Raw genomic sequence first — 24879 nt, forward strand, 5'->3', positions numbered from 1 at the left:
GGTTGGGCTGCTAACCCCGCTTTTTAACTGAAGCAGTTTTGCGCGGTTTTGCGGCTACTTTCTGAGCCACAGGACGTATTGTTTTTGCCGCAACAGAAGGCGCTGCTTTTTTGGTAGTGCGTGCAGCAACAGTTTTACTGGCAGCACGACGAGACACTGGCTTTCTTACAGGCTTTGCTGGCTTTTGTGTTTCTTCCAATTCTTCAGAATAAAAAAGACCAGCCTCAGCTCTGTGCGTTGCAATCAAACGCGCAATAAGCGCTTCATATTCAGCCAGATACGACTTGATACACAGAGTTTGTTCAGCTTTTTCTCTAACTGCGCGACGCAAACGGGTTGCCAGCGGCTTATTATTCAGCAGTTCCAGCACACCATCGGCAATTTTGTCTGGTTCTGTAAACGGCACCAGCACAGCCGTTTCCTGATCTGTCAGAAATTCCTGTACTGGGGCTGTCGCGCTTCCAACAATAGCGCACCCCATAGCCATTGCCTCACGCAGAGACCACGAAGCCACAAAAGGATATGTGAGATAAACATGCGCATCTGAACGTTGTAGAAGACGCAGAAAATCTGGGTAATCAACTTTACCAGCAAAGTGTACCCGGCTTAAATCCAGTTGCCCTTCCAGCTCCTGAAGCATTTTCTCCCGCCAACAACCAGATGCCAGCGGTGCGCCGTAACTCACACCATCTCCCCCAACCATAATGACATGCGCGTTAGGTTCTTCTTCCAAAATTTGGGGAAGCGCACGCATAAACACATGGAAGCCGCGATAAGGCTCCAGATCGCGCGAGACATAGGTAATCAGCTTGTTCTTAGGTGAAATTTTGATATCACCCAGCTTGAATATTTTTTTTGCAAGTTTGGGATCTGGTTTACAGGTCTCCAGATCTACACCTTCACGCAGCACGGTAATTTTGTCTGCGGCCCATGCTGGGTAAGCGCTTTTCTGGAAATCAGTAGGCGTCTGGCCATAGCTGGGGCCAGTAAGAGCCAATAAGTTAATGGCGTTCTTGGCTCGCACAACAGGCAACATTTGGGGCTGAAGCGGAAATTCTGGATCAAACCCAACATCAAACCCAGGTTCTGTATGATAATAGAACTCAAAATACCCCAAGACAGGCACATCAGGGTACACATCCTGAATATTCAGCAGTTCTCCCCACCCGTGGTGGCCGATAATAATATCAGGCTGAAATCCTAGGTTTTTGAGGGTGCGAGCGGCTTTTTCTACTTCATTGGCCCGCACCATTCCCATATCCAGCTCGCGCACGGCCAGATGAGCCTGTGCCGCAGCCCCACGGGGCATACGGTACCTTACCCGGCGCACACCCTTGATGGCGTTTTGATTATCTTCACTAATGAAAACAACTTCGTTATCACCGTTTTGCACCAGATGGCGCACAATGTGCAGATACTGGCCGGGAAAATTTTGATGGATAAAAAGGTATTTCAAACCTGCACCTGCGTGCTGCTCTAATCACAAATAAAAAACAGGCCCGATATTTCAACCGGACCTGTTCCTACATATTTAACGGCGGGAAGGCTTGCGCCCACGTGCGCCACCGCGCCCTGCTGCTTTAGGCTTTGCCGCTTTCTGAGCGGTAGAAGAAGCACGACGAGGCTGAGGTTTGGCTGCGCGCCTTACTGGTTTAACCAGAATTTCCTCTTCAGCATCATCTTCTATTTCTTCTTCAAGCTCTTCTTCCTCAAGAAGTTCGGCTGCCTCTTCCAGAACTTCAGCTTCCAGTTCTTCTATTTCTTCTTCCAACAGAGCGGCTAAGTCTTCTGCAGCATTCTGCTTCCGTTTACGCCCACCCCGCTTGGCTTTACTTTCTGCATCGCGCGGAAGAATTTCAACAAGGAAAGCTTCTAATGGTGCAAGGCTATCAGCTTCTACGGGTTCACCGTTATCAACAGGCCCAATTTTGGTGCCATCCGTAAAGCTGGCTGTAACTTGGCAAATGAATTTTTTAGCCGCAGCACCTTTCAGGCGCACACACAAACCCAAAATAGGCAATGCCATTCCGCGGCTGCCACAATACTGGCCACCTTCTACCCACGGAGAGAGCCACCCTTTACCCAGAACAGCCTGATATTCAATATCATCAGACTGAATGAGATGAGCGGGTGCAATACCAAAACCTTCAATCCATGCCTGGCTACCCGGCACACCCATCCATTCACCAAGGATACCGGTAACATCACCACGCCGTTGGATATGGGCCCCAATTTCTGGCTTCTGGGCCAGCGCAGCTTCTGCGGGTGCTGTTTCTTTTGGAGCAACAGCGGCTCCTTCAGGTGCTACAGGTACAGCAGCAGTTGCAGGAACGGGCAACGGATCAGATTCCGCACTTAGCTGAATCACTTGCAAACGCGGTGCATCATGCCGCGTGTTCATTTCCTGATAAATAGTGATCATCACCTGTGCTGGGCCACGGCGCACACGTACCAATGCAGCATTGTTTCTGCCGCCCATCCAGCCATCTTGCTCAAACGTGACAATCTGCACATTGCCCGGAGCAGAAACAGGAGAAAGAGAAACACGAACCCCAGGCAAACCGGCAGATGTTGGCGGCTGCTGACCTGCTGCATGGCTGATGCAGAACAGACCGGTCTGGAGTGTCATCAGATGACCTGTGACTTTCAGATCAGTAATCCGCTGCTGGCTTGCCTGAGACATAAAACCTCTTCCATCCTAAATTTTCAGCTAAACTGTAAAACAAAAAAACACCGGTAAGTAAAGAAAGAGTTAGGTAAGCGAAAGCCTTCTTTTTTTCTCCATCTCTCTCCCCTTTTCCAGTAATTTCTTATTCAACTCCTGTATGGAAATACCAAACGGTACCACGCTTCCCAATCCTGTGGAACGAATGCGCTCTGCTGGGGCTCCCAGATCAAATGCAACAACATGCAATCCCGCTTTCCAGATATCTCCCAAAGCAAAACACCATGTTTCCGGCCATACAGACGGAAGCAAAGCGATGTCCGCATCTACTGCATGGATTAAGGAAACAACATCCTCTTTTTGGAACTCACCTGTTACAAAAATACGTTCTGTTTTTAACAATCGCGCATCATCACGTGTATGGCCTACAACCACAAACTCCAGCGGCAAATCGCGCAAAGCAGCATCCACTGCCAGTGCGAGCAAAATGTCATAACCTTTTTCTGGCCCTATGCCACCCACAACACACACCCGAATACGCGGTGCAGTGCGTTTAAGACCTTGCGCCAAAAATGCACTTGCTTGTGCTGTTTTACGTTCAACCTGAACTGGAAACTGAAATTGCTTTTTTAAAAAGCTGTCTTTTTCCAGCCTTCGCACAGAAAAACGGACATCAGAAAAATATTTTTGCATCCTTCGCCCTGTATCGCGCGAGGGCACAAAAACCTGCTCTGCTTTTTTTAGAAAAATATGTGCCGCTTTACGATAGGCCGCAACACTCAGCGCATCATCCACGCGCCGCCCTAGCACCGCCACGCACACTTCACATGTGGCCACATCGGGTTCACCGCAATAACGATTTTCCCACCCCATTAATGAAATACGCGGGCAAAACCAGATATAATCATGCACAAACACATCATATGCGCATTTCAAACGTGCAGGCAGATCCATAACTTGCTGATCATGCCCGGCAGTTTGATGGAACTCAATTCGTCCCACGCCTTCTGCATGTAAGAGACGCAGCAAAAGCGCCATCTCCTTGGCAAACGTAAAATATAAGGAAGGATATTTTGCTGGGCTCCCCCCATCTTCCAGCACACATCCCTGCTCAGATGGACGTAAGATAAGTGGGCGTATTTTCCGGTCACACCAAAAGGCTATGCGCTCTTGCACCACCTTTTCCACACCACCACCTACGGCATGTGTGACCAACAAGACGGCTTGATCTGAAAAATCTTCTGCCCTGGCACTTCTAAAACGAACAAGATCAAGGCGCCTGCGTTCTGGAAAAAGTGGATCTGCCGCCATCCAGCGCGCAACGTAATCATGATACCCAGGGTGCAATTGCTCCAGAACCTTTTGGTTCCGCACCATTAAGGGGCTGCCACTTTCTCCAAACGAACTGCTACCCACATGCGCCACAAAAACACCGGAAGCAGCCATATGCTTCCACCCAAGAGCACGGGCACGCATACAAAAATCGTTTTCTTCACCATAGCCTTGTGCAAACACATCCTCACGGAGCAACCCGGTCTGCTGCAAACAGTCATGGCGAATATACATGCAAAAACCATGAGCCGTGGGCACTTCTACAGCACGCCCCTTATTGGCTGCCTGTGCCATTTGCATGAACATATCTGTTTCTTCCTGATCCGGTACCGGATTTGCACCGTTTTTATCTGGATAGGAAAAAATACTGGCATCATTAGAAAGCGGCGTTACTGTTCCTGTATCTGGTGCTGCATAGGCAATTTTGCGTAATGCTTCCAGCCATCCTTCTGCCACCAATGTATCGCTATTCAGCAAGACAGCATCATGCGCAATGAGATGACGAAGCGCTTCGTTTACCGCACATGGGAATCCACCATTGCGCGCCCTTTCCAGATACCGGAAACCTGCCTGCTGACAAAAAACTGAAACAGAGGTGACCAAATCTGGCTCCGGGGATGCATCATTCACTACCCAAACGTGCACAGCGTCTTTTGGTTTCAGACTTGCTCGCACACTATGCAAACATGCTAAAGTAAGCATAGAATTTTTAAAAACTGGAATAACAACAACGGTTCCAGCAGTATCACCCAAAACCTTTGGTTGTGCGCCACCATCTTCCATAACTGGAATAGGTATAATTTTTGGAACAGACACGCATGCTTGAGACAGATCTTTCCCTTTGGTCTGCTCTGCTATGTAGTGTGCAATCTGGCTAACCCCAGAACGCAGCATATCCGGATCTATCGGACTCCCAGCTAGATCTTTTCCATCAGGCCCCACCACCCTTACCGGACCTTCTGGCAATGCAGAAAAAGGAATTGTGAACGCCCTATATCGCGCTAATGGTTGTTTTGAACTCACAGAATCACAAAAATCTTCTGCGGAAAACGTTAGAATTTTCTTATTTGTTTTTGCATCTAGAATGTTCAAAAGAGGCGCGTTAGCGGAATCATGCGGCAACCAGACCCAGCCTGTCAGTCCTTCTTCTCCTGCATCCACCAATCCTTCGCACTGCATGATTTTTTGTGGACACACACCGCCATCTGGAAAAATCATGCCCTGAGCAGGCATTATGCAAAGCGTATGCGCCGTTTTCCACCCTGATGGACAAAACCAAGCCCCCTTTTTACGCACGGCTTTTTTTAGATGACCATCAACAACCAGTTGCAGTCCTTTTGCTGGAAGGCCTACCCCTACAATTTGGCCATTCCCCCGCACTCCATACCAACTGGGCACGCCATTCAAACGCGCAATAATTGTTGCCAATTTTTCTATATCTGGTGTGCAGGCATAATATGTGAGCAAATGCCGCATAGAGAGCAAAGCCTGATACCCAACACCATTGGCCTGCTTTAATGTTGCCCGCAGGCTCCACCCTTCACGAAAATCAAATTTTTCTAAAAGCTGATCTAAAAGTTCAATAGCAGCATCATTGTCTCCCACTGCCTGACGCGCCAAAACCAGCGCAAACATAACATGTGGGTTATCACGCGCTTGTCTGTTCGCTCTTTCCAGCCAATCCCGCGCTAGGGCGTAAGACCCTGCTTGCCAGGCAACATTTCCCTGCCTAAAAGATTCCTGTGCTGCCGCACTTGCATGTTGTTCATACGCTGTTCGGTCTGCCTCCGTGACAAACCCTGCCTGCTGACTCTCAGACTGTTTCAGGGCTGCCATAAATATGCACCTACTCTTTTAATTATACTGTAAAATAAAATACCAAACCTTTTGAAATTTGAAGAACTTTTCTAGGAAGGTGCTTTGACACCCTCATCAACTCCAAGCTTGGAAAGCTCAATACTTGCCTGCAGAATATTCTGCTTTTCTGCTTTGCGATACCAAGATCTGGCTTCGTCCAGATTCTTGTCTCCACCAATTCCATTGGCCAGATAACGCCCCATCATCAACTGCGCGAGGCCATGACCGCCTTCTGCCGCCTGTTGAAACCATGACCGTGCCAGAACCAAATCTTCTGGAATTTCATGCCCGCCACCATACATAGCGCCAATAGAGAACATAGCATCCACATTGCCAGAATCCGCTGCTTTTCTATACCATTGTAGGGCCTGTGGATGATCTTTTACACCGCCTGTTCCTGTAATCAGCAAGTGTCCATAGGTAAGCTGCGCTTCGGTCATGCCAGATTCAGCAGCCTTTTCCATCCACTCCCGCCCTTCTTGAGGGTTACGTTCTGCACCGCGTCCCTCTAGCAGCATACGTCCATACCAATACTGCGCATTTACAACCTTATCGGCAGCTTTACGTATCCACTTAAGAGCCTCTTCCTCATTCTTCTGAGAGCCAAGCCCTTGGGCAAGCGCAACACCAACATTAAACGCAGCCAGAAAATCATCCTGTGCCGCAGCTTTCCGATAACATTCTAAAACTTCGGCAGCTTCTGCTGTGGGAACAATACCTGCCAAGGCCAGATTACCCAATTCAGCCGTAGCTTCCTTATCGCCTTGCTCTGCTGCAATTTTAAACCACTGCGCGGCTGCCTGCGGATCTTTTGGTACCCCCGTACCACTCAGATAAATATTGCCTAATATACGACTGGACGCGGCATGCCCCTGATCCGATGCAAAACGATACCAAGAAATAGCTTCTGCATAATTGGGGGGCATATCGCCTCCCCGTCCGTGCATATCCCCCAAAATGGCAGCGGCTTCACCATCCCCCGCCAAGGCGGCACGCCTTAACCACGTTTCACCTCGCACAGTATCACGCGCAACACCCTTGCCAGAAAGCAGGGCCAAACCATATTTTGCTTGCGCACCACGAACTTTCTTTTCCGCTGCTTTTGCAAAATATTGTGTGGATTCAGGAATGTTTTGCGGAATACCTATGCCACGTTCCGCCATAACACCCATAAGATATTGGGCAGTACCCATATCGCCATCAGCAGCTTTTTTTAGCTCAACTGCGGCATCTGCATAATCTTCCTGCGTTTTTGCTTTAGCAAGCGCTGCAAGACCAAGCCCCAGATGCCCCTGCACGCAACCACTGGCAGCAGCTTTTTGATACCAATCCAAAGCCTGTTCAGGATTACGAATTTCTTCCGGGCCAGCTGTTAAAATATACCCATACAGGGCCTGACCATCAGCATATCCAGCCTCTGCTGCACGCTGGGCCCAGTGTGCAGCTTTAATAAAATCGGGCTCTCTCTTGGTTTGCTCGGCTGAATTATCAAAAATTGATTTCGGTGCTTGATCTTCCACTTCCTGTGGCAGACCATGCAGATACAACGTTGCAAGAATAAAAGAAGCCTGCGCCCATCCATTCTGGGCAGCGCGGCGCATCCAGCGTGCGCCTTCCACCAAATCTGGCGGTGCCCCTTTTGCCGTTAAATAACATTGACCTACTAGAAATTGAGCTTCAGGACTTCCTTCCCGCGCAAGAACGGCCAGTTGGCTGAACGCGACATTAGGTTGGTTTTCCAGTTGTGCTTTGGCCTGCTCAAGCCGCGTTTGTATATCTTTGCCCGACTTGCCAAACGTTTTCTGAAACAGTTTCCAGACCAAAGCACCAACCCTCTACAACTCAGAGTATTATATTTCACCCTTTCTAATCAGGGTTCGCGCATACCATTTGTCATCAATGGCACAAAGCTGTTCAGCATATATTGCATGATAGTACGCTTACCAACACGAATATCCGCCGTAACTGGCATACCTGGCTGTGGGTGAAAGAAATTGGGCACATTATGCAATGTATATTTATCTACCCGCAGACGAACTCTGTAAAAGGACTTGGAAGTGTTATCTGGCGTAACATCTTCTGAGCTTGGCCCACTTCCGTTACCCGACACAAAAGAGTCTGCACTGATAGTTTTTACAGTTGCTTCAGCACCACCATATTGCTGGAAAGGGAAGGTCGCAAACTTCACCAAAGCTTTATCACCAAGACGCACAAAACCTGCATCTTCTCCGGACATAGCAGTTTCAATTTCCAGCCCCTTACCTACAGGCACAAGAGTCATAATTTTTTCGGCTGGCGTTACAACAGATCCGACTGAAACTTTGGCAATATTAAGCACAACAGCATCTTCATCCGCTTTAAGCCCTACCATACTGTTATGTAAAACAGCTTTTTGATAAGAGCCTTTGGCTTCGGACAGCTTATGCTGCGCGGAAATCAGATCTTTATAAATCTCTGCTTTCCACGTTTGAATGTAACCTTCTTTTTCAGATATAGCAGCCGCCAGTTTATTCCGTGTTGAAGATGCCTGCTGCTGGGCCGAAATCTGTGAGCGCTCAACTTCCATCAAATCGTTCTGAGCACTTAAAGTGGAAAGTCGGCTACCTACCTGATCCTTCTGCAACTGCATACGCATTGTATGCACATCACCAGCTACCTTTGCGCGAGCGGCATACATTGCAGCATTTGCAACGTAACCCTGTAAATCACTTTGCAAACTGGCAATCTGCCTGTTGTAGTTTTCAACTTTAGCATCAAATTCTGCCATCCGTCGCAAATAGGCTTCGCCCTGCGGCAAGGTTGCAGCATTGTTTAGGTCGGGTTTGTAAGTCTGTCCGTTAGCTTCTGCTGTAAGGCGATCCACCTCTGCTTGATACTGATCCATCTGAGTTTTCAGATTTTCACTATCTGCACCAGTTTGCGTGGGGTCTAGATGCGCAAGAATATCACCTTTATGGACAAAATCCCCTTCCCTCACATCAATAGACCGCACAATTGATGTATCCAAAGGCTGTATTACCAATGAAGCTTCACTGGAAACCAATCGCCCTTGAGTAGAAACAACACGATCCAGCGGAAACACTGTAAGCCCGATTAAGGAAAACAGCATCAATCCGCCAATAATCCAAATCATATACTGAGCGGTGGGCGTGGGTGGCATATTGACCAGCGCCGCCGTTGGAGAATGAAACTCCAACAATGCAACGGGCATATCCCCTGGTGCATACGGATCATCCGCCTGCTTAAGGAAATCATCCGAAGAGGGCACTACCTCTTGCTGCTGGTTATTGCCTGAAGAACCTTGTGGCACAATATGTGCATCCTGTTCGCTCATGGGATTATTCTCCTTCCGCGATCAAAGATGCATCTCCAGATTGGGCACGAGATTCCGTATGCCGGTTCTGCTGCATCCAAAGTGTCCGATAAATATCACACCGTTCAAGCAGAACGTCATGTGGCGCAATATCAACCACTGCGCCCTGATCCATCACGCAGATCTGATCACAATTCACCAAAGAAGATAGTCGATGAGAAACAATCACCATGGTACGGCCTTTACCAATCCGTTCCAGGTTGGCGTTAACCAAAGCTTCACTTTCTGGATCCAAAGCAGACGTTGCTTCATCCAAAATCATTAGCTTAGGATCAGTAATGACAGCACGCGCAATGGCAAGGCGCTGGCGTTGCCCACCAGAAATATTGGTTGAACCTTCCTCAATAAAGGTTTCGTAACCTGCTGGCATCCGCTCGATAAATTCTTCAGCACCTGCCATTCTGGCAGCGTGAACGACATCATCTATCGTAAACCCTGGGCGGCCAGCGGTAATGTTATCACGAATAGTGCCACGAAACAGGAAGTTATCCTGCAACACAACCCCGAACGAACGGCGCAAATGGGTTAGATTAATTTCACGCAGATCAACACCATCCAGCTTGAGATAGCCTGTATAAGAACGGCTAACACCTTGTAGCAGACGTGTAATGGTGGATTTACCCGAGCCGCTTCGGCCAACAAGCCCAAGCATGGTGCCTGCGGGAACTGAGAAGTTTACATCCTTCAAAGCCAGCCGGGTAGAACCTGGATAAGAAAAATTCACATTTTCAAAGGAAAGTGCCCCCTGAATACGTGGACGCATACCCGTTGTAAGGGCTTGTGTTTCTGTAGGCTGGTTCAACACCGAAGCAGCTTCCCCCAAAGAAGCCATAACTTCGTTGAAGTCATCCATAAGCCTTGCCAATCCAACCAACGGAGCAGCCACACGGCCACCCAGCATCATGAACGCAATCAAGCCGCCCACGCCCACTGTGCCAGGGCTAACAAGAGCCAGATAGGCCCCCACAAGAATGATGCCACGACTGATAAACAGATCTAGCGGCATAACCAATGTTTGAGGCCAGTTTGAAAAACGCCCCACGGCAAGCTTCCAGCGGATAACGTTTGCCGTAGCATCATCCCATGTCTGTTTGCGGATTGGCTCCAAGGCCAATGTTTTCAGCGTACGAATACCAGCCACGCTTTCATACAAAATGGCGCTTCGTTCCCGGTCTGCAGCAAGCTGATTCCCCATCAGCTTGGCCAGCGGCCCCATAGCTACCACCACAATCAAACCAATAAGGCCAGCACACGCCACAGTCATCCATGCCAGCGTCGAACTGAGAATGAACAGGAAAGGCAAAATAACAACCAGTGTGAACAAATCCAGAAAGGTCGACATCAGCCGACCTGTCAGAAAATCTCGCACTTTATAAATGGCCATTACACGCCCAAGCACGTTCCCCGCCTGTTGCCGTTCAAAATACTCCAACGGCAAGGATACAAGACGATTAAACAGATGCAGTGAAATACGAGAATCGATACGCGTTGTGAGCACCAAGGACAGCTCACGTCGGGCGTAACTGATTAAAACTTCATAAATCGAAAATATAAACAGCAACCCAGAAATCGACACAAGTGTCGACATCGAATGGTAGCCTACAACCTTGTCCACCACCTGCATAACAATAAGCGGGGGGAAAATTTGCAACAAACTCAATGTCATGGATGCAATGCATATATCACGCAAGGAGCGCTTTTCACGCAGCACCATCTTAGCCAGCCAACCCAGACTGACTGGTGCCTCGGCTTCTGATTGCCCTTTGCGCTGCTTAATAAGCAGAATATCGCCCGTCCAGATTTGGGACAAGCGCAGCTCATCCACCGGCACGGCGGCTACGGCAGCCCCTTTAAGCGGATCTTGCAGCCATACAACACCACGCTCTGGTGTTGCGTTGGTCATCAACGCTGCCGAACCATCACGGAACATCAGAACGATTGGCGGCGAGTTCACCATCTTAACAAGATAACGCCACTTTATCCGTATTGCCTTTGCAACAGCACCCTGATCTTCCAACCAGCGCACCAACGTTGCAGGAGATGGCGTATTTTCCCCCGGTTCTGCCGCAAAATCACGGATATCCAGCTCCAGACCGTGATACTTGGCAGCTGCAATAACAGCTTTCAGCCTGATAACCGGTGCAGAAACAGGAGCCCCTTGGCCGCGCTCTGTATTTGAAGAAGAACCGGCCTGTTCCGGCACATGATCAGTCTGGTCCACGCACAACCCTTTTGGTTAAACCAACTCAACAAACAGCAATACCGTACAAATATAGCAGAGACTTGTTCGCCCGGCACATGCGCCGTTATGACAGGAGAAGACACACTCTCCAAGTTTTTCTATGTGGTTTATCACAAAATCCATGAAGAAAACGAAGCAGTACCTAAAGTTAGAAACCATTTTAATCAGGAAATTGATAAAAAGAATTTAAAAACCCTTCTTTCCGCAACCGGTTGCGCACTTTTTGTGCTTCATTTTCGCAACATATAACCCATACCGAGCGATAAGGCTCGCAGCGCCCCAGAACACTTTGTTGAGCCTGCGCCAGCAAAAAAGCCGATAGGCCCCCTTGCCCCACACAACAGACGCATTGGGTAGAATGACGCCCAAATTCTGGCCCCAGCACTCCGCTCCAGCGCCAGACATGCTGCCATTTTGCCTTCTGCTCTTCTGTTACTTCTGTATTAACAAGTAAAAGTGCATCTTTGCACCCATATGCTGCATCATCTGGCACTGATGTACAAACATGCAGCATTATCCGGCCATCCTTGGGCTTTGCGCTCTGCTTCATAAGGCTAGTGGACATACGGGCTGCTCTCTGAAATAACGTGAAACCCTGTGCTTTGCGGTGTTGGGAAAGCACTCTTCCCTTTCCTTTTATATTTTATGGTCGCCATGTCTTCTCGTCTGCCTCTTCTTGATGCCCTCCGTGATCAGGTTCTGCTTTGTGATGGAGGCATGGGCTCACGTATCCAGATGCTGGATCTGGATGTCCAGCGTGATTACTGGGGGCAGGAAAACTGCACCGAAATTCTCACGCTCTCACGCCCGGAACTTATCCGTGAAATCCACCGCGGTTATTTTGAAGCTGGCGCAGACATGGTGGAAACCAACACGTTTGGTGGCTCCCCCATCACACTAGGCGAGTTTGGGCTGACAGATAGAACGCGGGAGATCAACAAAAACTCCGCCCTATTGGCGCGCGAAGCCGCAGAAAGCTTTGTCGATGGACGCGCCCGCTATGTTCTGGGTTCCATGGGGCCTGGCACCAAGCTGCCCTCTCTGGGCAATATTGATTATGATAGTTTGGAAGCTGCTCTGGCAGAACAAGCACGCGGTCTGATTGAAGGCGGCGTAGATGCCATCCTAATTGAAACCTGCCAAGACACACTCCAGATTAAAGCTGCCGTAAACGGTGTAAAAATTGCCCGTGCAGAACTTGGTGCTTCCACGCCTATTTTTGTACAGGTTACCGTAGAAACCACAGGCACCCTTCTGGTAGGGCCAGATATTGCTGCGGCAGCCACAGTCATTCACAGCCTTGATGTAGATCTGATGGGTCTGAACTGCGCTACAGGCCCGCAGGAAATGGCCGAACATGTAAAATGGCTATCTGAAAACTGGCCGCGGCTGATTTCGGTCCAGCCCAATGCGGGCCTGCCTGAACTCGTAAACGGCCAGACCCATTACCCCCTAACCCCCGCAGAAATGGCCACATGGGTTGAGCGCTTTATTACAGAAGATGGCCTAAATCTGATTGGCGGATGCTGTGGCACTTCCACACCGCATACAGAAGCGCTGGATGCCATGTTGCGCCGCCGTGCAGAAGGAACAGGCCGCCTGCGCCCTGCCCCTGTGCCGCGCACATCCGTATGGGTGCCTTCTGTTGCCAGCCTTTATTCTCAGGTGCCGCTCCGGCAGGAAAACGCCTATTTCTCCATTGGGGAACGCTGCAATGCCAACGGCTCCAAGAAATGGCGCGAACTTCAGGAAGCGCATGACTGGGATGGCTGTGTAACTGTTGGGCGCGAACAGATACGAGAAGGCTCTAATGCTCTGGATATCTGCACGGCCTTTGTAGGCCGTAACGAACGTGCAGAAATGGATGAAGTAATCAAACGCTTCACCTCATCCGTAAACGCACCATTGGTAATTGATTCCACCGAAACACCGGTGATTGAAGCCGCTCTCAAGCTGCATGGTGGCAAGCCCATTATCAACTCCATCAACTTTGAAGATGGTGAAGGTCCTGCTTCAGACCGCATGACACTGGCCCGTAAGTTTGGTGCCGCTGTTGTTGCCCTGACCATTGATGAAGAAGGCATGGCCCGCAAGCCAGAAGACAAGCTGCGCATTGCCAGCCGCCTTGTGGAATTTGCCTGCGAAAAATACGGTCTACCACAATCTGACCTGATGATAGACCCCCTCACCTTTACCATCGCCACCGGTGCGGAAGATGACCGCAAACTGGGGCAATGGACGCTTGAGGGCATTAAAATGATTCGGGATGCCTTCCCGGATATTCAGATCGTACTCGGCCTCTCTAATATTTCCTTCGGGCTGAACCCAGCAGCCCGTGCCGTGTTGAACTCGGTCTATCTGGATCATGCCGTCAGAGCAGGCATGACAGCCGCTATTGTGCATGTTTCCAAAATCCGTCCACTGCACCTAATTGCCCCCGAAGAGGTAAGGGTTGCGGAAGATCTGATTTTTGACCGCCGCACAGAAGATTATGACCCATTACAAACACTTCTGGCCATGTTTGCAGACCGTAAGGCAGCAGATGCGGTGAAGCGCAAACGGGCTGAAACGGCAGAAGAACGCCTGAAAGACCGTATTGTTGATGGGGACCGAAAAGGGCTGGAAGCAGACCTTGAAGAAGCCATGCAGAACATGGCTCCGCTGGATATCATCAACACCGTTCTGCTGGATGGTATGAAGGTGGTTGGAGAACTGTTTGGTGCAGGCAAAATGCAGCTACCATTCGTGCTGCAATCTGCCGAAACCATGAAAGCCGCCGTTGCCTATCTGGAACCGCATATGGAGCGGACAGATGGCCAGCAGCGCGGCACAATTGTGCTGGCTACAGTAAAAGGCGATGTGCACGATATCGGCAAAAACCTTGTAGATATCATTCTCACCAACAATGGGTACCGTGTTGTCAATCTGGGCATCAAAGTGCCTGTGCAGGACATGATCGAAGCCGCACGCAAGGAAAAGGCCGATGCCATTGGCATGTCTGGCCTGTTGGTGAAGTCCACCGTTATCATGCGTGAAAATCTGGAAGAAATTTCACGCGCTGGGCTGGATACACCCGTTCTGCTGGGTGGCGCCGCCCTTACCCGCAACTATGTAGAAGAAGATTGTGTTGCTGCCTATGCACCCACAGGCCGGGTGGCTTATGCGCGTGATGCTTTTGATGGCCTGACCCTTATGGATCAGGTCAGCCAGAAAAATTTTGATGATTATCTGGCCGCCATCCAAAAACGGCGTGAAGGCAAAGCCACCCGCACCAATGCCCGCGCGCCAGAAACGGCAGAAACACGCGGTTTTGGCCCTGTTGATGTTGCAGCAGCCCGCGCACGGCGCGAACGCCTGACAGCAGATGAACCACCCATGATTCCGCCATTCTGGGGTTCCCGCGTTCTGGAAGCTACACCGGAAGCCGTTCTGCCGTTCCTGAACGAACGCGCACTTTACCAGTTCCAGTGGGGCTTCCGTAAACAAGGCCGCTCCTTGGATGACTTCTTGATCTGGGCACGGCAGGAATTGCGCCCGATCCTGCGCCGCATGCTGGATCTGACAGCCAAAGAAAATATTCTCAAACCGCAAGCCATTTATGGCTACTGGAAAGCCGCCGGCGATGGCAACGATCTGGTGCTGTTTGAAGAAGACGGCACAACCGAAGCCTGCCGTTTCACCCTGCCACGGCAGCCAAAAGCGGATGGCGAATGTATTGCTGACTTTGTGCGCGATATATCAAACCCAGAACGTGATGTTATCGGCTTACAGGTTGTAACAGTCGGCCAGAAAGCATCCGACATCGCCCGCGATTGGTTTGAAGAAAACCGGTATCAGGATTATCTGTACCTGCACGGTCTTTCCGTTGAAATGGCAGAAGCCATGGCCGAATACACCCACAAGCGTATCCGGGCCGAACTTGGCTTTGCTGGAGAAGATGCCCGCGATATGGAAAAGCTGCTTCAGCAGGGATATCGCGGATCTCGCTATTCCTTTGGGTATCCGGCCTGCCCACGCCTGGAAGACCAGCACCCCATTCTGGCCCTGCTGGATGCCGAACGCATTGGGGTTTCCCTAACAGATGGAGATCAACTCCATCCAGAACAGTCTACCTCCGCCCTTGTTATTCTCAACAAGCACGCAAAATACTTCACAATCTAACACCATTGACCAAGGGTGAAGATGCAGCGCATCATTCACCTTATGGTTACCTCACCCCCACCTGCCTCTCCTCCAGCCAGCGTCGCTCTCAAGCGGCTCTGTCGGCAGGTTGGGCTCCATGCCACAAACTGCACTGCTGCGTTTATAGATAACCGGCAGCAGGATGTGGTGCATGAAAGTGCCTTGTTCCTGCAAACCCTACACAAATTGTGGGAAAGCCAAGACGTTGATCCGGCTGAAGTATGGACAGAACTGCTACGTAGGCTGGAAGTGGCAGAATTGCTGATGAAGCTGAACCAACCCCCGCACAGAAAAAAACGAAACGGCAAGATCGTGCGCCCTTGGCGCGTCACCACCAGCAAGCTGCCATAAAATACAGAAGCGCATGACAGGTCGCTCATTCATTGGCATAAAGCGTCCCTCATGGCTGCCATAGATGCTCTCTCTCTGCTGATTATTGGCCTGTCTGCTCTGCATGGCGCATGGCGGGGGTTTACGCGGCATGCGTTAGGCTTTGTCAGTTGGGGCATTGCCATTGTGCTAGCTCTGCGGTTTCACGCAGTTTTTCTGCCCTATGTGCAGCGCTTTATCACCTCTTCTGCGGGTGCGCAGATAGGCGCCTTTATTCTGCTGCTGCTGGGCGTGCTGTGCGCTGGCTATGTGCTGTCTGCAGCTATTGTCCGAATCGTGAAAGCAACACCATTGGATGCGCTGGATCGGCTTCTTGGGCTGCTTTTTGGTATTGTGCGCGGGATGTTTTTGGTGGTCGTGCTCTTCATGGCGGCACAATGGCTTTTGCAACCCCAAGACATGGCCGCCCTGACAGAAGATAGCCGACTGGCCCCTTACATCCGGCTCGGTGCATCCCATATCCAGCCATATCTACCGGATTTAAGCGCAAAAGGGGTTGCGCGGAATCCTTCTACAGGTCATGACGCCACCTTGTGATCCCATACGGCCAGTTTCTGACCTTCTGCGGAGGCCCTGCACGCTTATGCTCGCCCATCCCACGCCGTCTGCTTCCTTACCTGATCCACTGACACTGGATGATGACCATCCGCACGAAGAATGTGCTGTCTTTGGTATCTGGAACGCTAAGGATGCTGCCCCCCTTACCACTCTGGGTTTGCACGCCCTTCAACACCGCGGGCAAGAAGCCGCTGGTATTGTGTGTTTTGACCCGCAGGAACGTCGCTTCCATTCTCACCGGGGCCTTGGCCTTGTCAGTGATGTGTTTGCAGATTCCCGCGTTATGGCCACGCTTAAAGGCACACGCGCCATTGGTCATAACCGCTACGCCACAACAGGCGCTACGCTGCTCCGCAACGTGCAGCCTTTGTTTGCTGAATTTGCGTTTGGCGGCTTGGCCGTTGCCCATAACGGCAACCTCACCAATGCGGACACCCTGCGCAGCGAACTTATCCGCCGTGGTTGCCTGTTCCAATCCACGACAGATTCGGAAGTTTTCATCCATCTGATTGCCATCTCTCTGTACGCAACAGTAGAAGACCGGCTGATTGATGCGCTTAAACGGGTAACCGGCGCATATTCGCTGGTTGTGCTATCTGAAGAAGCGCTGATTGGTGTGCGAGACCCCATGGGTGTGCGCCCGCTGGTGCTCGGCAAGCTGCCATCTGAAGATGGTAAACAACCTTCTTGGGTGCTCGCATCAGAAACCTGTGGTCTGGACATTATCGGCGCAGAATTTGTGCGTGATGTGGAACCGGGCGAACTGGTTGTGATTGATGAAAACGGTATCCGCTCTTTGCGTCCGTTTGGTGACACGCACCCACGCTTTTGCGTGTTTGAATACATCTACTTCGCACGCCCCGATTCTGTTCTGGAAGGCTTGCCTGTTTACGAAGTGCGTAAGCAGATCGGCCACGAACTGGCGCGCGAAAGCCATGTAGATGCGGATGTTGTGGTGCCAGTGCCCGATTCTGGTGTGCCTTCTGCTATCGGCTATGCTGAAGCCAGCGGCATTCCTTTTGAACTGGGCATTATCCGCAACCATTACGTGGGCCGCACCTTTATCGAACCCACAGATCAGATCCGGCATTTGGGCGTGAAGATGAAACACTCCCCCAACCGCCCTATTCTGAGCGGCAAGCGCGTTATTCTGGTAGATGATTCCATTGTGCGCGGCACCACATCCCGCAAGATTGTGGATATGGTGCGGGCTGCGGGTGCAACAGAAGTGCATATGCGCATTTCTTCCCCACCCACACGGCATTCCTGCTTTTATGGCATTGATACGCCAGAACGCAGCAAGTTGCTGGCTGCCCAGAATGATCTGAAAGCCATGGCGGAACTCATTGGCGTAGATAGCCTTGCCTTTATCTCGCTTGATGGGTTGTATCGCGCTATGGGTTATAAAGACCGTCAGTCGAGCGATGCCCGCTATTGCGATGCCTGCTTTACGGGGGAATATCCTATCCCCCTTATTGACCATGATGCGGAGTTTGGCCCGGGCACCGCCTGAAGCCAGCATTCTCACCAAATAAAAAAGCGGCCAACTTGGCCGCTTTTTTTTGTAACCTTTATTCTCCACGCTTTCGCGCAAGATCACCCATGCTGTGCTTTCTTGCGCACAATAGTATGCCGCCCAGAGGATTGCCCGGAAGGAAGCTGGCGCAACTGCTGCGCAGCAACATCTGCCAATTGGCCCAGAAGCTGGCTTAACACCTGTACCATTGGCATGGTGGCACTGGCCTGTGTGCCTTGCAGTGTAAAGTTCTGCATATAATACTGCTCATCCTTACCGGGAGCGCCAGCAGAAGCAGGCTGGATGGATAACGTGGCATCCAACTCCACATTACCTGATGGGCCAGTTGAGAAGCGGCTGATGGACATATCCACATAGGCCTCTGGTTCTGTCGCCACTGTATCATTCTCTACAAACACGCCTGTACCCGGAAGGCGCTGTGCCAGATCACCCGCCATAACGCGGCTGATCTGTGCTGGCAGAGAATCACTCCATGCATCAGCAGAAGATACTGTAAGCTTATAGCCACTATCTACCGTAACAATCCGATCCCGATCCAGACCAGATGCCACGGTTGGTAGGCGCACTTCTACAAAGCGCGGGCCACCCGGTTGCGGTTGGCCGGGCGTAACCGCCAATGTGTAAAGTGAAGGGCTACCGCCAGAGCATGCGGTTAGCGTAACAGCCATAACACCCAATCCGGCCACACCACTCAGGCGGAGCAACATACGCCGGTCAAGACGGGTGTTCATGGGCTTACAAGAAACAGTTTGCGTCATGATCTTATCGTCCTGAAAGCAGTGCGGAAGGATGATTGGTCAGGAAGTCTGACAGGAAACGCAGGGAGCGCGCTGTCTGCCCCAACTGCACCACCATGGATTGCAGATTGCGATGGAAATCACTGTTGCCGCCATAACTGGCCAGCAAGCGGTTGGCATTTTGCAGGGTTTGATCAAGCTGCTGTGCCATTTCTGGTAGACGCTTGCTCAACGGTGCCATGCCGTTGCGCAGATCCTTTGTAAGTGCCTGCAGGTTCTGCATGGAATTCCGCAACCCAACCAGAGACTGCTTTACATCTGGGCTCACCAGTGTCTGATCTGCATGGGCTAGCAGGTTATTGGCGTTTGTACCAATCTGTTCAAATGGCATCGCGGCCAAACGAGATGTAATGGTGGACAGGGAATCCATAATCCCGCCCATACCACCAGCTTGGCTTGGAATAACCAGTGTTGCGCCTTCCATGCTGGTTGTAGCGGGCGCTGGGTTCTTGATAAAGTTAAGGGAAATCATCCCCTCCCCCGTCAGGAAGCTCACGCTATCTGTTGAGGCACGCAGGCCGTTCGCTACCAAAGTGCGGAACATGTCTGTCAGATTATTATTCCGTAGCTCAGCCGAAGACAGCACACGTTCAGGCTGCACTTCCATGCCAATACGTACGCGCGGATGCCCGGGGTTGGAGCTTAGATCCAGCTTTACACTGGTTACATTCCCCACCTGAATCCCAAACATCGTCACCTGGCTGCCAACATCCAGACCTTTGACAGAAGACATCACATAAGTCGCAAGGGGCACGCGCTCACGGTAGCCCGCATTATCTGCATCCTCATGCGTGTCATACAGCTTGAACACTGTATTAGCCGGAGCCTCTGATGCCGGGTGCATGCGGCTTTCTGCAACAGGTGGCAAACCAAAAGCCACGCCACCAGAAAACAAAGCCTGCAAGGATTGCAGCTGCACTTTAAGCCCACCGGCACCAAATCCAACCTTAACGCCAGACACATTCCAGAAGCGGGAATTGGTATTCAGGTAATGGTCATAAGGGTCGCGCACAAAAATCTGGATCATCACCGGGCCGCGGCCGCCGGGTGGCATGGTGTACCCCAGCACTTCCCCAACATCCACATCACGGAAGAAAACAGGAGCGCCCTGCCCGATAGACCCAATATTACCCGCTACCAGCGTGTAAATACGGCCCGGCTGATCAGACCGCACACCCGGGGGCGCTTCCAACCCTTCAAACGTTGTGGTGCGTTTGCCTGCGGGGTGGCCATTTTTGTTCAGGCCAGGATCAAACGCAATATACGCACCAGACATCAGGGTTTCCAAACCGGTAATGCTGGCCCCATTGATACGCGGACGCACAACCCAAAACCGGCCGCTATCCGTAAGCATATCATTCGTACCCTTGTTCATACGGATACGCACTTTGACATGCCGCAGATCATCAGTCAGCGAAACATCTTCCACCGTACCTAAAACCACAGATTTGTTTTTCACCTGTGTCTGGCCGCTGGTCAAACCATCTGCCGTATCAAATACAACGGTAATTTCTGGCCCGTTATCCATAAAACTGCGCCAGACCAGAAAGCCCGCAATCAGCACGGAAACAATGGGGATAATCCAGATAATGGAAAACCGAATGCGCCTTACCAGAGCATCCTGAGCACTTTCCCCTTCTGGAGGAGAGAAATGATTATGACTGTGTCCGTTCACGCCCTGTCCGGCTCCATGTTGTCCCAATATGCAGCGGCCTCAATTTTTGCCGGACAATTTTGCCCGGCATCGGCTGGGGCCGTATCGCCGTTTTTGCCCGCTGCATCCCACATCAGCCGAGGGTCAAATGCATGCACTGCAAAAATTGTCAGCACCACTACGGCGGCAAAACATACCACACCACCATTGGCGCTGATGCTAGCCATACTGCTGAAGCGCACCATAGCCACCAGAATGGAAACCATGAACACGTCAATCATAGACCAGCGCCCGATAACATCTACCAGCCTGTAAAGTCTGGATCGAGCAGGCAGATTTCGTGCAGAATGGCACTTGGTGCTGATCACCATAAACATCAGCCCGATAATTTTAAGAACGGGCACCAGCACGCTGGCAAAAAGTACCAACAGGGAAAGCGGGATCATGTTGCTCTCCCACAGCTCTATGGCCCCTTCCACAATAGTATGCCCTGTTCCCGCACCCAGCCGGATAACGGTCATAACCGGGTAAATATTGGCAGGCAGGTAAAACACCACCGCAGAAACAAGCAGCGCCACAGTGCGGGCAATGCTGTCTGGCTTGCGTTGCCGCAACACATGCCCACAGCGTGGGCAAAAACCCAGTGGAGCTGTTTGATCCAACTTTTCATCAAACACCAGCACCGCAGAGCAAGAAAGGCAGGATACCATATGGCTGGCTGGTGGGATCTGATCATCCGGCCCGATTTCCTCGCAGGTCAGACGCACACGTTGATTATCCATCCGCCGCAAACTGGTATCTGTTTGCCTGCGTCGCCAAATCAGTTCCGTATCCAAAGTGGCATCTGTGGCAGACATGGTAACCATAAGTGAGGCAACCAGAAAGACTGCTGCCCCAACTTGTACGTAAGCCATATCTGACAGCTTGGTATAGGCCACGAAAACGCCCAGAATATATACTTCCACCATCGACCACGGGCGTAAACGTTCATACCACTTCAGAAGATGCGGCACCCAGAACGGCAGCTTGGGCTGAAGCGCGCCCACCAGCACAAGCATCATCATGCTGATAACAAGCCCCGGCACAATAATGGTGGCTATTGCCACCAACACGCCAATTTCGCCCCAGCCCTCATGCAGTAATTCTATCGGGCCGGTAAGGATATCTACGGTTCTCTCCCGCCCATACAGATCCAACATCATCAAGGTGGAAAGCAGCATGGCCAGGTAGAGAGATGCCGAACTGATGCAGAAGGCCAATGGCGTTGCGATAGGAGAGGTACGATTACGCCGATCCAGCAACTGCCCACACCGACAACACCGTGCCTGTGTTCCGGGCTTAAGCTCTGAAAGGTGCTGGTAATGACCACAACAGGGGCATTCAACAATACCCTGCACAAGCCGAACATGCCGCTTTTCATCAACCGGAACATTCTGCCCGGGATTAAGGGCCTCCCGCACCAGGCCAAATAACTGCGACATATTCATACGGATAGTTCTTAAAACGAAAAAACCGTTCCGTCACACTCAAAACAGAATGGCACCCCTGCTTAAAGCCAGAAATGCCGTTTTGTTGTTGTTCAAGTCACCAAGTGAATTGCAATTTCTCCTTGCGTAGGCATGGGGATCATGATAGTCACCGCCCCGCAAACAAAATGTGCCCGCTTAGCTCAGTTGGTAGAGCACGTCATTCGTAATGATGGGGCCGGTGGTTCGAATCCGCCAGCGGGCATTTCCTTTTGCACTTCCCAAAATACTGAATACGCTTTTGCATTATGCTGTAGAATTGCGTTTTATATCCACCCAATCAAACAGATTTACTACTTTGGTGGCGTATTCAGCTTGTACAAACTTATAAGCAAATGGCGGCCGTTAGAATAATTCATCCCACCTACAGTGCCCAGACTGACGGCATCTTTCGCTTTATTCCCCAACGCTGCCATAAATACTGATGTATCTCGCTTATCAACAAGCGCGACCGTGCATTTTGCATCTGCCTTCATGGCTGATGCCGCATTTTCTGCGCCTGTTAGCAGCACTTTGCCCCCAAGCAGAAAGACCAGACTGGGTTCAGAAAATGACACTGAAACAACATGCGACTCTGCACACGGTTGGTGCGCCTGCACCAGTGCTGTCAGGCGTGGTGCCAACCAGATGCTCTGAATCTGCGGCACAACAACTGTAAACAGCCCCACATAAAGCAGTATGGCAGCAGCCACACTGCTTAACGCTGCCTGCTGCAAACGCGCACGCGTAATGTACCATGCAGAAAGACCAACAAGCGGCAACACACCCACAGCCAAAACAATTGCTGCTACAGATATCTGGTGTTCAAGCACCCAAACAAGCGTTGGACCGGCAACAGCCAAGGCAATACCTACCAAAGCCCATGCAACAGCATAAATGCCTAGCAATACCTTGCCCCAAACACGAACAGGCCAATTGCGCCATACATCCCCACCCTGAACCAGAAACGCGGCTGTAAGAATGGCAATAGCTGGATAAGTAGGCAGCACGTAATGCGGAAGCTTTGTAGCAATAGCTTCAAACACCAGCCAATGCGGCATAATCCAGCACAGCAAATAGCGCACAGTCTCTTGCTTACGCGCATGCCAAACCAAGGGCACCACGCACGCAGCAAAAAATGATCCAGGCCAGAACGCCAGCAGGAAAACCAGCAGATGGTAACCTGGCGGCAGCCCATGCGCTTGCTGCCCAGAAGCCACTTTGCCTAAAAAATTGGTGCCAACAGCATTCCGAAAAAATTCACCGTGGCTCACAACCCCAATAGCTACACACCACGGCACCAGAATAGCAGCAGACAAAAGCCAGCCCCATGCCGGGCGCATTCTGCGCCACAAACCGAAATCCCGCTCCAGCATCCCCAACACCAGTGGTGTGGCAAGAGATGGGATAAGAATGACCGGCCCTTTCAACATCAAGCCGCAGCCAATAGCGCCCCAATACAGCAAAGCCCGTTTTACTGGTGTGGCCACGCCTTGCTGGCGATCTCGCAAAGCACCTGTTAGCGCCAATTGGGATAGCAGCACCGTCAGCAACAAGCAGGAATCGATCGTAGCCATCCGGCTTTCTGCTGCCACCAGAACAGAAGCCATAAACAGCAAACCCGCACCAAGTCCGGCCGATGCCCCAAACAGCATGGAGCCAATAAGCGCCGTTAGAACAACAGCACCAGACATGGCCAAAAGCGAGGGAATGCGATACGGCCATACAACCCGCTGATGCTGCATGCCTGTAAGAGAAACAGCAGCAGCCTCCAGCCAGTAAATACCAGCGGGCTGTAAATAACGTGGTTTATCCTGAAAGCGCACATCTACAAAGTTGTGCGATTCTAGCATCTGCGCCGTGGCTTCCATGTATCGGGGTTCATCCCGATCGAATGGTGGCGTAACGGCCCGCCCCGGCAAAAACAGCAAAAAAGCAGCAAGGCCTAAAAGCAGCAGGGCTTTAATAGAAAGTGATTGGTGACCGTTTTTCTGCTTCAGCATTCACGAATCGATTTTGGAAGATGTGTGCGATTCCGTAACCACATCACGCCCAGCAGATCCCGCACCCCAACGACAGCGCGATTGAAGTTGGTATATTTAGACTGCCCATGCAAACGCGGCCTGTGTGTAACTGGGTGACACACCAACGGCACACCGTAAGATGCAAACAATGCTGGAAGAAAACGATGCAAACCTTCAAACTGCGGCAAGCGCAGAAAGTCTGCTCGCTGAAAAATTTTGATTGGCGCACCTGTATCCGGGCACTGATCATTTAGTAATTTTTGTCGCAGCCCGTTAGCGAAACGTGTTGCAAAGCGGCGAGACCAACCATCTTTACGGCGTGTGCGCACCCCTACAACAAGCGGTGGCCTACCCTTGGTAGCCTGTGCCTGCGCAAGGGAAATCAACTTACCAAGTTCACGCGGATCATCCTGGCCATCGCCATCAATTGTGGCAATCCAAGTCCCTCGGGCAGTTGTAATGCCTGTACGCAACGCGGCAGACTTACCGCAACGCCGATCATGAGAAAGAATACGCAAGTTCGGCAAACACTCATCCCGCAAGCGTTGCAAAACTTCTACGGTTTGATCCTGGCTGCCGTCATCCACAAAAACAACTTCGGCCGCAGGCAACTGCTGCATGGCCTCGGCTAATTCTCGGCAAACCTGTGGCAGGTTATCCTGTTCATCCAAAACAGCAATAACGATGCTCAGTACGAACTGAGCATCGTTATGCTGTGACGGTGCGGCTGAAACCAGACCTGTCACATCTTCACCATTCAGCT

The 24879-nt window shown here is 51.1% G+C and carries 16 protein-coding genes and 1 tRNA gene; 5 read left to right on the forward strand and 12 right to left on the reverse strand.

Annotated elements, in window-relative coordinates:
- Positions 1-10: 10 nt before the first annotated feature.
- From FKW19_RS13000 to FKW19_RS13030, 7 genes are all read right to left on the reverse strand, one after another.
- Positions 11-1456 carry a glycosyltransferase family 4 protein gene (locus FKW19_RS13000; RefSeq protein ID WP_089179722.1) on the reverse strand — a complete coding sequence of 482 codons (1446 nt, stop codon included), beginning with the start codon at positions 1454-1456 and terminating at the stop codon, positions 11-13.
- Positions 1457-1531: 75 nt separating this feature from the next.
- Positions 1532-2683, reverse strand: coding sequence for a hypothetical protein (locus FKW19_RS13005; protein WP_089179723.1), 1152 nt, complete (start codon positions 2681-2683; stop codon positions 1532-1534).
- A 69-nt stretch (positions 2684-2752) separates the two neighbouring features.
- Positions 2753-5839 (reverse strand): glycosyltransferase, encoded by a 3087-nt coding sequence (locus FKW19_RS13010; protein WP_089179724.1) that lies wholly within the window; start codon positions 5837-5839, stop codon positions 2753-2755.
- Positions 5840-5904: 65 nt separating this feature from the next.
- Positions 5905-7677, reverse strand: coding sequence for a tetratricopeptide repeat protein (locus FKW19_RS13015; protein WP_089179725.1), 1773 nt, complete (start codon positions 7675-7677; stop codon positions 5905-5907).
- Positions 7678-7724: 47 nt separating this feature from the next.
- A complete protein-coding gene (locus FKW19_RS13020; RefSeq protein WP_006115386.1) occupies positions 7725-9188 on the reverse strand; it encodes an HlyD family type I secretion periplasmic adaptor subunit in 1464 nt (487 codons plus the stop codon).
- Between the two features lie 4 nt (positions 9189-9192).
- Positions 9193-11448 (reverse strand): peptidase domain-containing ABC transporter, encoded by a 2256-nt coding sequence (locus tag FKW19_RS13025; RefSeq protein ID WP_089179726.1) that lies wholly within the window; start codon positions 11446-11448, stop codon positions 9193-9195.
- A gap of 181 nt (positions 11449-11629) precedes the next feature.
- On the reverse strand, positions 11630-12034 hold the full coding sequence (locus FKW19_RS13030) for a hypothetical protein (RefSeq protein ID WP_193561112.1): 405 nt from the start codon (positions 12032-12034) through the stop codon (positions 11630-11632).
- A gap of 89 nt (positions 12035-12123) precedes the next feature.
- Between FKW19_RS13030 and metH the strand changes: the two genes are divergently transcribed.
- From metH to purF, 4 genes are read left to right on the forward strand one after another with little or no spacing between them, the layout of a single operon-like run.
- Positions 12124-15630 (forward strand): methionine synthase, encoded by a 3507-nt coding sequence (gene metH / locus FKW19_RS13035; RefSeq protein WP_089179727.1) that lies wholly within the window; start codon positions 12124-12126, stop codon positions 15628-15630.
- 21 nt (positions 15631-15651) lie between these two features.
- Positions 15652-16002 (forward strand): hypothetical protein, encoded by a 351-nt coding sequence (locus FKW19_RS13040; RefSeq protein WP_063354978.1) that lies wholly within the window; start codon positions 15652-15654, stop codon positions 16000-16002.
- 51 nt (positions 16003-16053) lie between these two features.
- A complete protein-coding gene (locus tag FKW19_RS13045) occupies positions 16054-16578 on the forward strand; it encodes a CvpA family protein (RefSeq protein WP_006115391.1) in 525 nt (174 codons plus the stop codon).
- A gap of 46 nt (positions 16579-16624) precedes the next feature.
- On the forward strand, positions 16625-18112 hold the full coding sequence (purF, locus tag FKW19_RS13050; RefSeq protein WP_035352246.1) for an amidophosphoribosyltransferase: 1488 nt from the start codon (positions 16625-16627) through the stop codon (positions 18110-18112).
- An 83-nt stretch (positions 18113-18195) separates the two neighbouring features.
- Here the strand turns inward: purF and FKW19_RS13055 are convergent, their stop codons facing one another.
- Genes FKW19_RS13055 through FKW19_RS13065 form a run of 3 tightly spaced genes read right to left on the reverse strand, consistent with a single transcriptional unit; the run spans position 18196 to position 22074 of the window.
- Positions 18196-18894: a membrane integrity-associated transporter subunit PqiC gene (locus tag FKW19_RS13055; protein ID WP_089179728.1), complete on the reverse strand. Its 699-nt coding sequence runs from the start codon at positions 18892-18894 to the stop codon at positions 18196-18198.
- Positions 18895-18898: 4 nt separating this feature from the next.
- On the reverse strand, positions 18899-20608 hold the full coding sequence (locus FKW19_RS13060) for an intermembrane transport protein PqiB (protein WP_063354686.1): 1710 nt from the start codon (positions 20606-20608) through the stop codon (positions 18899-18901).
- Entirely contained in the window at positions 20605-22074 is a 1470-nt protein-coding gene (locus FKW19_RS13065; protein ID WP_063354687.1) for a paraquat-inducible protein A, read from the reverse strand. The genes FKW19_RS13060 and FKW19_RS13065 overlap by 4 nt, the downstream gene beginning before the upstream one ends.
- A gap of 171 nt (positions 22075-22245) precedes the next feature.
- Here FKW19_RS13065 and FKW19_RS13070 point away from each other — a divergent pair.
- A tRNA-Thr gene (locus tag FKW19_RS13070) sits at positions 22246-22318 on the forward strand.
- 88 nt (positions 22319-22406) lie between these two features.
- Here the strand turns inward: FKW19_RS13070 and FKW19_RS13075 are convergent.
- Both FKW19_RS13075 and FKW19_RS13080 read right to left on the reverse strand, forming a co-directional pair.
- The gene (locus FKW19_RS13075) at positions 22407-24095 is read right to left on the reverse strand and encodes a glycosyltransferase family 39 protein (protein WP_089179730.1); all 1689 of its coding nucleotides are present in this window, start codon (positions 24093-24095) and stop codon (positions 22407-22409) included.
- Complete coding sequence (locus FKW19_RS13080) at positions 24089-24862, reverse strand: glycosyltransferase family 2 protein (RefSeq protein ID WP_006115397.1); 774 nt, start codon at positions 24860-24862, stop codon at positions 24089-24091. Before FKW19_RS13080 ends, FKW19_RS13075 begins: the two co-directional genes overlap by 7 nt.
- Positions 24863-24879 lie beyond the last annotated feature (17 nt).

This window comes from Acetobacter sp. DmW_125128 (genome assembly GCF_008704325.1).
Classification (GTDB): Bacteria; Pseudomonadota; Alphaproteobacteria; order Acetobacterales; family Acetobacteraceae; genus Acetobacter; species Acetobacter oryzifermentans.